At 62.5% G+C, this 13,607-nt stretch carries 15 protein-coding genes; 4 read left to right on the forward strand and 11 right to left on the reverse strand.

Annotation, left to right across the window (positions count from 1 at the left end; all coding sequences use genetic code 11):
- From IQ26_RS37610 to IQ26_RS37660, 11 genes are all read right to left on the reverse strand, one after another.
- On the reverse strand, positions 1-1,202 hold a 1,202-nt coding region (locus tag IQ26_RS37610), incomplete at its 3' end, for an efflux RND transporter periplasmic adaptor subunit (protein WP_145723398.1).
- A gap of 402 nt (positions 1,203-1,604) precedes the next feature.
- Positions 1,605-2,897, reverse strand: coding sequence for an ATP-grasp domain-containing protein (locus IQ26_RS37615; protein ID WP_322791121.1), 1,293 nt, complete (start codon positions 2,895-2,897; stop codon positions 1,605-1,607).
- Entirely contained in the window at positions 2,894-3,247 is a 354-nt protein-coding gene (locus IQ26_RS37620; protein ID WP_145723399.1) for a chaperone modulator CbpM, read from the reverse strand. Before IQ26_RS37620 ends, IQ26_RS37615 begins: the two co-directional genes overlap by 4 nt.
- Positions 3,244-4,161: a DnaJ C-terminal domain-containing protein gene (locus IQ26_RS37625; RefSeq protein ID WP_145723400.1), complete on the reverse strand. Its 918-nt coding sequence runs from the start codon at positions 4,159-4,161 to the stop codon at positions 3,244-3,246. The genes IQ26_RS37620 and IQ26_RS37625 overlap by 4 nt, the downstream gene beginning before the upstream one ends.
- Before the next feature lie 68 nt (positions 4,162-4,229).
- Positions 4,230-5,063 carry a class II glutamine amidotransferase gene (locus IQ26_RS37630; RefSeq protein ID WP_145723401.1) on the reverse strand — a complete coding sequence of 278 codons (834 nt, stop codon included), beginning with the start codon at positions 5,061-5,063 and terminating at the stop codon, positions 4,230-4,232.
- 39 nt (positions 5,064-5,102) lie between these two features.
- The gene (locus IQ26_RS37635; RefSeq protein WP_145723402.1) at positions 5,103-6,287 is read right to left on the reverse strand and encodes a thiolase family protein; all 1,185 of its coding nucleotides are present in this window, start codon (positions 6,285-6,287) and stop codon (positions 5,103-5,105) included.
- Positions 6,288-6,352: 65 nt separating this feature from the next.
- The gene (locus IQ26_RS37640; protein WP_240547454.1) at positions 6,353-8,374 is read right to left on the reverse strand and encodes a heavy metal translocating P-type ATPase; all 2,022 of its coding nucleotides are present in this window, start codon (positions 8,372-8,374) and stop codon (positions 6,353-6,355) included.
- Positions 8,371-8,799: an OsmC family protein gene (locus IQ26_RS37645; protein ID WP_145723403.1), complete on the reverse strand. Its 429-nt coding sequence runs from the start codon at positions 8,797-8,799 to the stop codon at positions 8,371-8,373. The genes IQ26_RS37640 and IQ26_RS37645 overlap by 4 nt, the downstream gene beginning before the upstream one ends.
- 79 nt (positions 8,800-8,878) lie before the next feature.
- Positions 8,879-9,319 carry a rhodanese-like domain-containing protein gene (locus IQ26_RS37650; RefSeq protein ID WP_145723404.1) on the reverse strand — a complete coding sequence of 147 codons (441 nt, stop codon included), beginning with the start codon at positions 9,317-9,319 and terminating at the stop codon, positions 8,879-8,881.
- A 45-nt stretch (positions 9,320-9,364) separates the two neighbouring features.
- Positions 9,365-9,598 (reverse strand): thioredoxin family protein, encoded by a 234-nt coding sequence (locus tag IQ26_RS37655; protein WP_145723405.1) that lies wholly within the window; start codon positions 9,596-9,598, stop codon positions 9,365-9,367.
- A 23-nt stretch (positions 9,599-9,621) separates the two neighbouring features.
- Positions 9,622-10,686 carry a permease gene (locus IQ26_RS37660; protein WP_145723406.1) on the reverse strand — a complete coding sequence of 355 codons (1,065 nt, stop codon included), beginning with the start codon at positions 10,684-10,686 and terminating at the stop codon, positions 9,622-9,624.
- A gap of 271 nt (positions 10,687-10,957) precedes the next feature.
- On the opposite strand from IQ26_RS37660, the gene IQ26_RS37665 reads away from it, so the two are divergent.
- From IQ26_RS37665 to IQ26_RS37680, 4 genes are all read left to right on the forward strand, one after another.
- Positions 10,958-11,365 carry an ArsR/SmtB family transcription factor gene (locus tag IQ26_RS37665; protein ID WP_145723407.1) on the forward strand — a complete coding sequence of 136 codons (408 nt, stop codon included), beginning with the start codon at positions 10,958-10,960 and terminating at the stop codon, positions 11,363-11,365.
- Positions 11,366-11,447: 82 nt separating this feature from the next.
- Complete coding sequence (locus IQ26_RS37670) at positions 11,448-12,335, forward strand: substrate-binding domain-containing protein (RefSeq protein ID WP_240547455.1); 888 nt, start codon at positions 11,448-11,450, stop codon at positions 12,333-12,335.
- Positions 12,336-12,749: 414 nt separating this feature from the next.
- Complete coding sequence (locus IQ26_RS40905) at positions 12,750-13,502, forward strand: sensor histidine kinase (RefSeq protein WP_240547456.1); 753 nt, start codon at positions 12,750-12,752, stop codon at positions 13,500-13,502.
- On the forward strand, positions 13,400-13,607 hold a 208-nt coding region (locus tag IQ26_RS37680; protein WP_145723409.1), incomplete at its 3' end, for a DUF982 domain-containing protein. The genes IQ26_RS40905 and IQ26_RS37680, both read left to right, overlap by 103 nt.

A 13,607-nucleotide genomic window follows, 5' to 3' on the forward strand; every position in this document is an offset into this window, starting at 1 on the left:
CCGCTGCGCAACGTCGTGACGACAAGCGCGTGCTCCGGGACGCCGCCGGCGATCTCAAAGCGTCCATCGAGCAACCGGTGCCCGAGTGTCACGTTGCGCTGCTCCAGATATCCGTCCTCGACGGTCCATACGGTCCCTTGATTGTTGCCGAGCCCGGTGATCGCCGCTTCCGGGACCAACAGGGCCTGCGGAAGCCGGACGGTCGTGATGTGGGCCTCGGCCTGTTCGCCGAGGTACAAGTCAGCCGGCAGCGTGTCGAACGCGATCTCTACCCGCCGTTCCTCGTTGACGCGATCGCTTTCCGGCTGGATGCGCACCACGTGGCCGGCGAAACGCCGGCCTGGCTGAGATCGCAGCACGATCTCGGCTGACTCGCCGACAGCGATCTTGCCGGCCTTGCTCTCGTCGACATAAGCGAGCGCCCACACGGTTTTCGGATCGATCAGCGTGAACACCGGCTCGCCCGCGCCGAGCGCCGAGCCGAGTTCCTTCAGGCGTGCAGTCACCATGGCGTCGTAGGGAGCCGCGAGGGTGTAAAACTCCAACATGGTTGATTGCAGCTGCCGCTGAGCTTCAGCATCGCCGATGTTGGCCTTGGCCACCAGGACGTCGCTTTGCGCCAGGCTCACATCGGCAAGCGCCGCATCTTGGGCCGCCTGTGCCGTCTGCGCCGCTTCGATCGAGGTGTTGTTGTTCTTTAGCAGCGCCTGCCGGCGCTCGTTGATGCTCTTGGCGTTCGCAAAGTTCGCCTGAGCCTTTTCGACGCTTGCCGCAGCCCTTTGAAGATTGGCATCAGCCAGTTCGACCATCGCATTTGCCCGGGCGACCTGTGCACTCTGCTCGCGGTCATCAAGGCGGGCGAGAACCGCGCCTTTGGCGACACGTTTGCCGACATCGGCGCGAAGATCGACGAGCACGCCGGACACCTTGAAGCCGATCCTGGAGGTCACGCGCGCCTCGACCGTCCCGAGGCCGAAGACCTGCACCGGCACGTCGCGCTCGGCGGCCGCGACTTGAACCTCGATTGGGCGCAGGAACATTGTCCACGCCCCGACACCTGCGCCGATGGCGATTGCCAGCACGATGGCGGACACGAGCATGCGCGCCGTTACAGGTCGACGTGCCTTCCCGACGACTTGGTCCTGTGCCTTTCCGGCGACGGAAGGGGTCTCCTTCATGATCGGCTTTGGAACTTCAAGCATGTAGGTTCTCTACAACTGAGATGGGACGTTTCATGCTGTCTTTGCTGCGCCTTGGCCGCGGCAATCGCAATGACGTGGATCAAACCGCGGCGTCTGTTTGGTGAGTAGGGACCCGGCCGCGCTTCGGGATGCGGCACCCGCAGGCGCAGCCAGACCGGGACCGGGCCAGGACCTCGCATATGGCCGTCATGACAACACTTGGCAGGCGGAGTCCGCTTTGTGCCTAACTGACCGTGGATTGCAGGAGGGTCGACGTCCGAAGATGGCGGCTTCTCTAATGACGGCCAGACCTGGCCGTGCGATCGAAGGTGACCCGCTCGGAGTGCTCCCCCTTTTTGATGGGTAGGCCCGCGTTTGTGGCGGACGTGGCTCGCGGCATATTCGCCGCAGACGATACTGTGTTTAGATTACCAGCACAGGAGCAAAGCCGCCGCCCGGCGTCCTGAAGTTAGTGGTCTGGCCTTGGTAGAGGCGCGCAGCCGCGAGCAGCAGCCGGCCATCATAAATGTAGAGTCGCACGTCCATTTTGCGCGGTGCAAGTGAACCATCAATCTCGATCATGCGCTGACCAGGCGCTGCAAAGACCTGAGCCACATAGCCGCCCCGGGCGATCTCGGCCCATACCCCTCTTGTGACCTTGTCGCCGCGATAGACCGCCTTGCCCCCGTGGCCCGACAGCGGCTTGAAAAATAGATCCTTGCGGGATTGCCAAAACGCGTCAGCATTTTCGGGTGTGACCAGCGTCGTCCGCGGAACGCCGCCGGCGAGCCGCAAACGCATCTCTGGGGATAGACCAAAAGTTTCGAGAACCTCCGGGTCGGACAGTAGCGTCAAGTTGCGCTTGCTCGCGAAAAGCGCATGATTGTGCGGATTGGGCGTGACCACCACCGCGCCGTCTTGATAGGCTTGTTTGAGCGCTGCATGCTCTGGGAGATCGAGCGCGAAGTCGACCAGGCGATTGTATACGAGGTTAATCTCCTGTCCGCCGAGCCGGAGCTTGCCGCCGTCATATTGCAGTTCGCTCGCGTCCCCGATCACGGCATCGATACCGTGTTTCACCAACAGCTGCTTGGCCAGCACGAATTCAGGATAGAGATACTGTTCCTCGGGCCGATCATCGACGATTGCGATCCGCCGCGGCGATTCAGTTTCGAACTGGCGTCGCCATTCATTCCTAAACATCGCGGCGGCCCCGGTCTCGAATTTATCGTCCTTGGCACTGATCAGCCCCTGTTCGACTTCGGCGCAGCAGGCTTTCTGGGCCTTCGCCAGGAACGCATTGAGGAAAGCACCACCTGCGTTGGTGTTCACTTCGATCAGCTTGGGGCCGTCATCATCGAGGTGGAAGTCGTAGCCCATCAGCGCGCCCGCCGGACCAAAATCCCGCTGCGCGATCTCAGGAGCCCACGAGAGAACGGCATCGCGGTAGGCGGGTAATCTCGTCGCACACTCGATGGCATCAACGATTCCGACCATCTCCCCAAGGGCGGACGCGGCGAGGAAGACCGGAACATTCGAAAACAGATTTGCCCGCGACTTCATGAACGCTTCGCAGAAGCCGGTGTAGCCGGCTTCCTGATCAAGCGCAGCGCAAAGTGCTGCTCGGTCGAGGGTGATGCAAAAGCAGTTTCGGTTGAGCCGGGTCGATATGGCCCGGCTCGCTTCTGCTACGCTAGGAACTGTGTGCATGATCATGTCTCCTCGCTGCCGGGCGCAGAGCTGCCGCTTGCCCGGTCCATCGCAGCGATGATGGCGGCCTGAACGGACTTGTCCTGCTTCGTTACGGCCGCGCTCAGTGATCGCAGGCGCTGCCGCGTTTCGTGGAGCTGATCGATCAATGACAATATGACCGGCAGCGTGTCAGCGTCGATCTCCAATTCATAGTGAAGCGTGCAGATCAGACGGACGCGTGCGAATTCCATATCGTTGAAGAGCAAGGTTCCGGCGTCCTGCCACGGCACGACAAGCTCGTCTCGGATCCAGGCTTCAAGATCGCTCCGCTGGAGCGCGGCTATTCGCTCAACAAGGTCATCGACGCGCATCATGCCAGCATCTCCTTGCGTGGATGGTCAGGATGTTTCGGCTGCCAGTTTTCGAGGAACGCGACCAGTTCGTGCTCTTCGGCCGAGGGCAGAACAGCTTTCAGGGTGATCAGCTGATGTCCCCGTTGCCCGGTCTTGCGGTTCCGAATGCCCTTGTCACGCAGTCGTAGCGTCTTCCCGGTGTTCGACCCCTTCGGGATGGTCATCGTAACAGGGCCGCTTATGGTCGGAACCTCAATGCGAGCGCCTAGCATCGCCTCCTTCAGCGTAACGGGAACCTCAATATGAATGTTGTCGTCCTTGCGATGGAAGAACGGATGCGGCTCGACATGCAGTTCGACGTAAGCGTCTCCCGCCATTCCGCCGCCGAATCCGGCCATACCCTGGCCCTTCAGTCGCAGCATCTGCCGGTCCTCGGCTCCTTCGGGGATCGTCACCTGTAGCGTCTTGCCCTCAGGCAGCGTGACCGTGCGCTGGGCGCCATTGACCGCTTCCATGAATTCCACCGGCAGCACATAGCTCACATCCTGGCCGCGCGCCTGAAAAGTCTCGTGCCCTCGCTGACCGCCACCTGCAAACGCCCGCCTAAGGAATTCTTCCAGATCTTCGTTGCTGGCGAATCCTTCCCTAGATGCGTGCGACGCGTTGGCACCGCCGTCGGCGAAGTCGCGATAGAACCGCTCCTGTGGCCGTTCCGCTCCGGTGGCGTCGATCTCGCCCGCATCGAAACGGCGCCGCTTTTCCTGGTCCTTGAGCAGATCGTTGGCTGCGGAAATGTCCTTGAACTTCGCTTCCGCTGCCTTGTCGTCCGGATGCAGGTCGGGGTGGAACTTGCGCGCCAGCTTCTTGAAGGCCTCCTTGATCTCCTTGTCGGTGGCGGTGCGGGTTACGCCGAGCGTCTCGTAAGGGTCTTTCATCCACCTAATCCCATCGTGATCTCCCCCCAGTCACATCAACAATCCCGGTGTGACTTTCCATGTGCGTGTCAGTTCACGACGACAGACTTAACTGGACATCGACGCGCGACGATCTCTCCATTCGAAATCGCGATCACCTCACCCTCGGCGAAAGATTCCCAACGGTCATCGGTTAACGGGACGCTTGCCACCAAGGTCACATACTGATCGGCTCCCTCCACGGAAAGCGCCTCAACCATGGCGCTCTGGCCGTTTCGGGGACAGAAACGTCGCAGGAACACCAGACCCGGCGGACGGACCTTGCCTGTGCTGCCGTTCTTGCGGCGATCGCCGTGGGCGAACAGCGTGTCTCCATCCGAGTAGAGAAAATTGGCCGGCCCCAATGTTCTTAATTCCGCGGCAAATGACGACACGACCGACAGGCGGGCATCGAGGAGAGGAATTCCCCCGTGGCGTTCCCAGACAGCCAACATGCGATCAAGAAGCGCGCAAAAAGCCCGTTCGGAGTCGGTCTCCCCCACCGCGCGGAACCGGACTGCATCGAAGGATGCCGATCCGGCTATTCCTGGAAGCCAACCATTATGCGCGAACAAATGGACGCGCCCTCCCAACTCGCGTGTGAAGGGCTGCGTATTGCGATAGGAGCGCTCACCCATCGTAGCCTTGCGAATGTGCGACATCACGATGTGGCTTCGCAGGTCGTGGTCCTCGACGAACCGGATCCAGTCACTGGCATCGACTGGCGCCGCGTCCTTGATGAGGCGAACGTCTAAACCTTCGTAGTACCCGACTCCCCAGCCGTCTCCGATCAACGCGGGCGGCCCGCCATGCTGGGCAAGCTTTCTCAGCGACAGGCTCACCGTCGATGGAACGTTGCTTGATAATCCCAGCAGTTCACACACTTGCACTGCTCTTCAGAGTGCGGCCAAGCTTCCTGGTCATCACAAGGTTTCGAGCGCCAGGGCGATACCCTGACCGCCGCCGATGCAGAGGGTGACGATGCCGCGCCTGAGGCCATCTCGCTTCATCGAATGCAACAGACGGGTAGTCAGGATTGCACCGGAAGCGCCGATCGGATGGCCGTGGGCGATGGCGCCGCCCTCGACATTGACGACGTCCTCAGCGAGGCCAAGTTCGCGGGTCACGGCGAGCGCAATGGCGGCAAAAGCCTCGTTGATCTCGATCCGCTCGATGTTGCCGATCGTCCAGCCGGCGCGGTCCAGCGCCTGCCGCACCGCCGGCACCGGACCAATCCCGAACATGCCGGGCTCGACCGCGCCTACGCCGTAGGCGACGAGCCGGGCTATCGGAGCGAGCCGGTTGGCCTCCGCGAAACCGCGCTCGGTGACGACCATGGCCGCGGCTCCCGTGTTTAGCCCCGGCGCATTGCCGGCGGTGATCGTGCCGTCCTTGCGGAATGCGGGTTTCAGCTTCGACAGGCTTTCGATCGTCGTGTCGGGACGATTGTGCTCGTCGCGGGCGAAGGGCTCAGGCCCGTTGCGACCCTTCACCTCGACGGCGACAATCTCGGCGTCGAACTTGCCCGCCGCTTGTGCTGCCGAGAAGCGCTGCTGCGAGCGCGCTGCCCAACGGTCCTGATCCTCGCGGCTGATCTGGTACTTGGTGACGAGGTCTTCCGTGTGCCATCCGGAATGCTGGTCGGAAAACGCATCATTGAGGCCATCGCGCAGCATGGAATCATAGATCTGCGCGTCGCCCATTCGATAGCCCCAGCGTCCGCCGCTCATCAGATAGGGGGCGGCATCCATGTTTTCCATTCCGCCCGCGATCGCGGCGTCAGCAAAGCCGAGCCAGATCTCTAGAGCGGCCGATGCGACGGCCTGGGCACCGGAACCGCAGACCCGGTTGACGGTCATTGCCGGCACCTCGGCGGGAATCCCGCCGCGCATCGCGGCCTGCCGCGCCGGGTTCATCTTGTTGCCCGCCTGAACCACGTTGCCCATCACGACGGAATTCAGCTTTGCCGGGTCGAGCTTCGTGCGGCGTAGCGTCTCGCGCACGACTGCCGCGCCGAGTTCGACGGCCGGCGTCGATTTGAGGCTGCCGTTGTAGGTGCCTATTGCAGCTCGGACCGGAGAGCAGAGGACGACTTCGCGCTGTGACATGGTTCACCTCAAACAGAGTTGCTGGAAGACAATAATAAAGCTTGTCGGCGGGGCCTTGATGCAGATCACGCGGCTGCCTGCTCGTCGCGCGGAGCGGGATATGCCAGCAGGCGCAGTGCGTTAACTACCACCAGCACCGTCGATCCTTCGTGGAAGACTACGGCCGCTCCGATCGGTAGGCCGAGGAGAGCGGCGGGCACAAGCAGAGCGACCATGCCCAGGCTGATCCAGAGGTTCTGGCGGATTACGGAGCTGGTGCGGCGGCTGAGCCCCAGCACGAAGGCAAGATGTCCAAGGTCGTCGGCCATGAGCGCCACGTCGGCCGCCTCCAGCGCGACATCCGAGCCGGCCGCTCCCATGGCTATGCCGACGGTCGCGTTGGCCATCGCAGGCGCGTCGTTGACGCCGTCGCCGACCATCGCGACCTTGCCCTCCGTCGCGAGCATTGCCTTCACGATCCCTGCCTTGTCCTCCGGCATCAGCGCGCCGCGGGCTTCGTCGACGCCAAGGGCTCGCGCCACGTTGTCGGCAACGCTCTGGTTATCGCCGGAAAGCATGACGATGCGCCGGATGCCAAGCGTCCGGAGCCTGGCGATCACCTCCCGGGCGCCTGTCCGAGGCGTGTCCATGAGTCCCAGGACACCGAGGTAGGTTTCGCCATGCCGAACCATGATGACCGTACGGCCCGCGTTCTCGAGCTCCGCCGCCGCGTCAGTGACAGAAGCCGGAATGGATGAAGCGAATCTCGCCAGGAAAAGTTGCGGGTTGCCGAGGACTGCGGCCTTCCCGTCGACCACGCCGCGGATGCCACTGCCGTTCAGGCTTTCGATCGAGGTCGCAGTCTTGACCTCGGTGTCGCCCAGGCGCGCCTCCCCGTCTCGGACTACGGCGGCCGCCAGTGGGTGGTCGCTGCCGCGCTCGATGGCGACCGCAATACCCAGAAGCGCCCTTTCGTCGATGCCCGGCGCAGGCATCACGTCCGTCAGCCGGGGCTTGCCTTCGGTCAGCGTTCCGGTCTTGTCGAAGGCAAGAACCGCAAGCGACCCCAGGTTCTCCAGCGGGCCGCCTCCCTTGACCAGCACTCCGCCGCGTGCCGCGCGCGCTACCCCGCTCAGGACAGCGCTCGGCACGGAGATCGCCAGCGCGCAGGGACTGGCGGCGACCAGAACCGCCATGGCGCGATAGAAGCTTTCGCCGAAGGGTTCGTCGAGGACCAGGAAGGCGAGCATCAGTGCCCCGACAGAGATGAGGACCGCCGGAACGAAGATGCGCGCGAAACGATCAGTGAAGCGTTGGGTGGGAGAGCGTTGCGACTCGGCTTCCGCCACCATGCGCACGACGCGGGCAAGGGTCGTCTCGCCCGCCAGCTTGGCGACCCTGACCTCAAGCGAGCCTGAGCCGTTGATGGTGCCGGCGAAGACACGATTTTCGTCGGCGAGTATACCGAAGTCCGGGAACGGGTCAGAGCCGTCAATCGGCCTCTTGTCGGTGGGAATGCTTTCTCCGGTGATCGGCGCCTGATCGACGCTGCTCTGGCCCGCGATCACCACGCCGTCTGCCGGAAGGCGTTCGTTCGGCCGGACCATGACGATGTCGTTGACCTGAAGGGCATCGACCGGAACCTGCTGCAGCACATCCCCGTTGCGCCGTGTTGCCAGCTTCGGGGCAAGGTGTGCCAGCGCATGGATCGCGCCGCTGGCCCTTCCCATGGCGTAGTGTTCCAGCGAATGTCCGAGGCTGAACAGGAACAGGAGGAGAGCGCCTTCCGCCCATTGGCCGAGCACCGCGGCGCCGGCGGCCGCCACCAGCATGAGCATGTCTATGTCGAACCTGCCATGCCAGAGGTTCCTGGCCGCCTCGCGCAGGGTGAAGAAGCCGCCAAGCGCATTGGCCAAGCCATAGAGGCCAAGCGTTGCCTCTATGGGTACGAACCCCTCGGTCAACCATCCACCTGCCAGCGCCAGCCCGGAAAGAAGCGATGCGATGAGTTCCGCGCGTGCGCCGGACACACCGCCCTCAGCGGCATCGAGCTCATGCGCCGTTTCGGCGGGCGATTGCGCCGCGGCTGGTTCGACCCTGACGTTCACCCCGCCGCCTTGCGGCGGATAGTGCCTTCCAGCTTCGTTGCCTCCGCCACCGTGTTGGAGATCGTCCCGTATTTGCGGACGTTAGTGTGAAGCAGCGCTAGCCGCTGATCGCTTTCGTCGGTGTCGACGATCAGCTCGTAGTCCACCGACACCATCTTCGGCGAAGCGTCCTGACGCTCGCCGTGCAGGCGCACTTCGACGCCGCGCAACTCGAATTTTAGCATCGGGCTCACGCGCTCGATACCCTTGATCATGCAGGCGGCGATCGCCGCGAGAAACAGCTCGGCGGGATTGAAGGCGTCGCTGCGTCCTGCGATGTCGGTGTCGAGGACGATCTCGGCATCTTTGGTCCTCGCAAGGCTGCCATGCGCATCGACGCGGTGCGCGGCGACGTCGTAGCTCAGTAGTTTCGTTGGCTCTGCCACCTTCGAACTCCTCATGGATGGTTCTGCAGCGCCAGCATGCCGCCGGGAACTCGAGCCGCGCTGGAAACCAGGCTATCGCTCAACAGCATTCAGGTTCTCCCGGCACGGCGGACTCACAACAGGAGCCTATCCCCGACGGAGATGTTCCGCAGCCGCATCCGCCAACGTCCTGCCCCTCAGGCTGCTGCGAGGACGTTTCGTCTTTGACGGGAAATCCCTTGCTGGCCCATTTGGCCATGCCGCCTTCCATGTTGGCGACCTTGTCGAATCCTTTGTACATCAGGAAATAGGTGGCCTTGAGGCTCCGGCCTCCGCTCTGGCAGGCGAGCACCAACTCGCGGTCGCGCGGAAGCTCGACGTATCGCTTCTCCAGTTCCCCTAGGGGTATGCGAACGAGGCCGGGAACGTCGAACGCGAGGCGGTCGATCTCCGCCTGTTCGCGGACATCGACAAGGACGGCTCCTTCAGCGACTCGGCGCCTTGTCGTGGTGGGGCAGATCTGTTTGGCTTCATCGAGCATCGCAGCATTCCTCATGTTGGTTTGGCTTCCGAATGGGCATCTTGGTCATGCCAACCACAGTTCGACCTTCTCCCGGCTCGGTACGCCGCCGGCGTGGACGACCTTCCCGTCGACCACGACCCCCGGGGTAGACATGATGCCGAAGCTCATGATCTCGCGGAGTTCCTCGACCTTGGCCAAGGAGATGGGAACGCCTTTCTCCTGGGCGATGCGTTCGATCAGCGAAGTCGTGTTCTTGCAGTTCGCGCAACCGGGCCCGAGGACCTTGATCTCTTTCATGGGTGGATGCCTTTCTTAGTTCTTCAACTGAAAATCATGTTGAACAGGAAGCCGACGGCCAGGATTCCTGAGGCCACCACGCCTATGAAGACGGCGATCAGCTTCACGCTCAGGACTTTGCGCAGGATGATCATTTCGGGCAGCGAGAGCGCGATCACCGACATCATGAAGGCGAGCACCGTGCCGAGCGCCGCTCCCTTGCCCAGAAGGGCCTCGACCACCGGAATGATCCCGGCCGCGTTCGAATACATAGGGATGCCGAGCACGACCGCGGCCGGAACCGACCACCAGGCATCCTTGCCCATGATGGATGCAAGCAGCTCCGACGGTACGTAGCCATGGATGAAGGCGCCTACCGAGATGCCCGCGATGATCCAGATCCACACCTTGCCGACAATGTCGCGGAGGGCGTCGAGGCCAGCCTTGATGCGGTCGACAACGGTCAACTGGTCGGCCGGCAGATCTACGGCTCCGGACCGCACGTGGCGGACCCATTCCTCCAGCCAGCTCTCGAGATGCAGCTTTCCGATGGCCCAGCCGGACACGATGGCGACAGTCAGGCCGAAGACAAGATAGGTCAGCGCGACTTTCCATCCCAGTAATGCAAAGAGCAGGCCGAGGGCGACCTCGTTGATCATCGGTGCGGCGATCAAGAACGAGAACGTCACGCCAAGCGGCACTCCCGCCGACACGAAGCCGACGAACAGCGGGACCGCCGAGCAGGAGCAGAATGGCGTGAATATGCCGAGGCTTGCGGCGGCGACATTGCCGATCCCCTCGCGCCGGCCCGCCAGCAAGGCGCGGGTTCGTTCGGGCGAGAAGAAGCTACGCACTACGCCCATGGCGAAGACCACCAGCCCAAGCAGCATCAGCACCTTCGGCGTGTCGTAGACGAAGAACCTGATCGCCTCTTGAAGACGCGAACCGGGTTCGAGGGGAAGCAGGGAAACGATCCAGTCCGATAGCGGTACCAGCTGTGCGTAGGCGGCGAACCAGAGGACCACGGCGCCTACGGTTGCTGCAACCCAAAGAACGAGCGACGGCTGGGCTGGGCGCTCCGGCAGGGTAAATGACTGTTCGGCGCTCATGCGGTTTACCTGTCCGTTGTGGGACGACGACGTTCCGTGGACCCTATCTGATCGGCTGCCTGGCCTTGGTGATATGTATATGCCAATTTGGGAATATACCTTCAAGGGCATATTCAATATTCTCGATAAGTTGGCGCTTTCGTAGGTCTGTTGGCGCGCTACGTCGTTGCGATGGATCAAACGCGGCCTCCGCTTGGGAACGCCTTCGGAAGCGAAAACAGGCACGCATATGCCGTTGCGGGAATATGCCGCCGGAACTATATGAGATTGTATGAAACAGCGACTTGCCCTGCTTTCTGGGATTTCGGAATCGCTGCGCCTGCGGATACTGGCGCTGATCTCCGCGCATGGGGAGGCATGTGTCTGCCAGCTTGCGCATGCCCTCGCGGTCCCCCAGCCCCGCGTCTCTAAACATCTGGCGATCTTGCGCGAAGCCGGGATCGTGGCGCAGCGGCGAGACGCTCAATGGATACTCTACCGCATCGCCGATCTGCCGGAATGGGCGGAAACGGTCGTGAAAGGCGCACTTGATGGCATCGAGGCGGAGCCCGAGCATCGGGACGACCTACATCGGATGGCGACTGCTCCTGACGGGCCCCCGCCGTCGAAGAGGAATCCCCAAGGCGATGGGCGACTACTTGTTCCGGCAAGCGAACTCGGCGGAGCAGGCGGCTGCTAGCCGATCGCAGTAATTCTGTCGCCATGTCCTGCGGATTCGACTAGGTTTCGCAGCGGGCTGGTGCCGCTTGTCGGAGGAGACCGTGAAACCGCAGGGGTGGGGTTATCGGCGCTTGAGTCGGCGCGCCTTCATCAACGGAAGCATCACAACCTCGGCAGCGCTGCTGACCGGGCACGTTTCCCATGCCGATGAGTTGCCGTTCAAATTCGGGCTGACACCTGTTTTCCTTTCGAATGACCTGGAGCTGCTCGGCCACCTGCGCAGCTATCTCGCTTCAAGGATCGGCGGCCCGGTCGAGTTGGTCACCCGGCGGACCTATCAGGAGATCACGGCACTGCTCGTTTCCGGGCAGATTCAGGGAGCATGGATCTGCGGCTATCCCTATGTGCAGTTCAAGGCCGATCTCGACCTCGTCGCAACGCCGGTCTGGCATGGAAAACCGCTCTACCAGTCCTACCTTATTGCGGCTTCTGGCCGGCCCGTGGACGACTGGACCGAACTGAAGGACGGCATCCACGCCTTCTCCGATCCCGATTCGAACTCCGGCTTCCTCGTCACCCGGGCGCTTCTGGCCGCGAACAGACTTCTTCCCGCAGGGTTCTTCTCGCGCACCTTCTTCACCTACGGGCATCGCAACGTCATCAGGGCGGTGGCATCTGGACTGGCGCAGTCGGGCAGCGTCGACGGCTACGTCTGGGAGGTCATGCGCGAGATCGAGCCGGAGTTGGTGACGCGGACGATGATCGTCCGAAAGTCCGAATGGCTAGGATTTCCTCCGATCGCTTCCCCTAAATCGTTGGCCGCAGACCCGAGGATAGCGGCGCTTCGCGATGCCCTGGTTTCGATGTCCGACGACCAGGAAGGGCGCAAGGTGCTGGAAATGCTGCGCCTCGACGGCTTCGCCGTTACCCGGCCGGAGCTTTTCGATACCATCGCCGCCAAGGTCGAAACCGTGAGGCAGTTCGGATGACTCCGCTCCGCCGCTGGCAGGCGATCCCGCTGTCTTTTCGCGTTCCGGCGATCGTGGCGCTGCTGATGGTGGTGATCAGCGCTGCCATCTCCGAGAGAGTGCTCGACCGGTTTTCCCGCACCCAGGAAAGCTATCTCGACGGATTGGCCGGCACATATCTGGACGGCCTCTCTTCCTCGGTACTGCCTGCGGTGCTGCGCGGAGATGTGTGGGAAGTGTTCGACGCGCTCGACCGCTCGTCCTCCATCTACGAGTCCCTGGTTCCTATCGAAACCGTGGTCACAGGCTCGGACGGCCGCGTACTCGCCGCAAGCGATCCCAACAAGATCATGGCCTATTCGGCGCTTCCCGCGGAGTACGCCTCGCGATATGGGGCCGAAGCGGTGACGATCGACGAAGACAGGCTGACTGGCTTTGCGCGCCGCGAACTCATTTATCAAGGCCCAACCGATCGGCGCGATCCACGCGACATTCGACGTATCGCATCTGTTTGCCGAACGGCGGGAAGTGCTTGTCACGCTCCTTGTGACAAACGGGATCTTGGCCGTCCTCTTCGCTTTCGGCGGCTTCGTGCTAGTGCGCCGCATGATCGGCCCGATCCGCGTGCTCGAAAACCATATGCGAACCGCCGTCCACGGCGCGGCCGAACCGATAGCGCCGGGCGAGATTCCTCCGGGCGACAGCGAAGTCGCGAGCCTCTTTCATGGCTATAACGCGCTCGTGCATGCCGAGCGGGAGCGGGGAAACCTCGCCATACAGCTTGCCGAAGAGGAAAAGCTGTCGAGCCTCGGTCGGCTTGCTTCCGGTATGGCGCACGAGATCAACAACCCGCTCGGCGGGCTATTCAACGCCATCGATACGTTGAAGACGCACGGGCAGACACCAGGGGTGCGCGATACCTCGATCAGCCTGATCGAGCGCGGGCTGGCGGGAATACGCGACGTCGTCGAGGCGGCGCTTGCCACTTATCGTCCGGAGCTTTGGCCCACCGGGCGTGACAAACGAAACCGACAATTGGGGAGAAAGCCCTACCAAACATTCCCGTCCTCCATTAGGCATTCCGAATGTCCCTCCATTGGTTCAACCCTCCGGTCTACGTTCGGACTGACCGTCCGGGCATTCGCTTCGGGGTTAGCCACGTCGAGGGTGCATCTGAGCAGCTCCTGAAGTGGACCAAACGGGGCCCTAAGTGGAAGCAGGCGGTCGAGACCTGCATGGCCGCCATGGAAGGCGACGTGCCCCCTCAGGATGCCCGTAAGGCCTTTGAGGCGG

Source organism: Mesorhizobium tianshanense (assembly GCF_007830515.1).
In the GTDB taxonomy this organism is placed as follows: Bacteria; Pseudomonadota; Alphaproteobacteria; order Rhizobiales; family Rhizobiaceae; genus Mesorhizobium; species Mesorhizobium tianshanense.

Coding starts and splice junctions, on each gene's coding strand:
- IQ26_RS37615 (WP_322791121.1), bottom strand. CDS start 2,897: ATGATCATGCACACAGTTCCTAGCGTAGCAGAAGCGAGCCGGGCCATA.
- IQ26_RS37620 (WP_145723399.1), bottom strand. CDS start 3,247: ATGATGCGCGTCGATGACCTTGTTGAGCGAATAGCCGCGCTCCAGCGG.
- IQ26_RS37625 (WP_145723400.1), bottom strand. CDS start 4,161: ATGAAAGACCCTTACGAGACGCTCGGCGTAACCCGCACCGCCACCGAC.
- IQ26_RS37635 (WP_145723402.1), bottom strand. CDS start 6,287: ATGTCACAGCGCGAAGTCGTCCTCTGCTCTCCGGTCCGAGCTGCAATA.
- IQ26_RS37650 (WP_145723404.1), bottom strand. CDS start 9,319: ATGCTCGATGAAGCCAAACAGATCTGCCCCACCACGACAAGGCGCCGA.
- IQ26_RS37655 (WP_145723405.1), bottom strand. CDS start 9,598: ATGAAAGAGATCAAGGTCCTCGGGCCCGGTTGCGCGAACTGCAAGAAC.
- IQ26_RS37660 (WP_145723406.1), bottom strand. CDS start 10,686: ATGAGCGCCGAACAGTCATTTACCCTGCCGGAGCGCCCAGCCCAGCCG.
- IQ26_RS37665 (WP_145723407.1), top strand. CDS start 10,958: ATGAAACAGCGACTTGCCCTGCTTTCTGGGATTTCGGAATCGCTGCGC.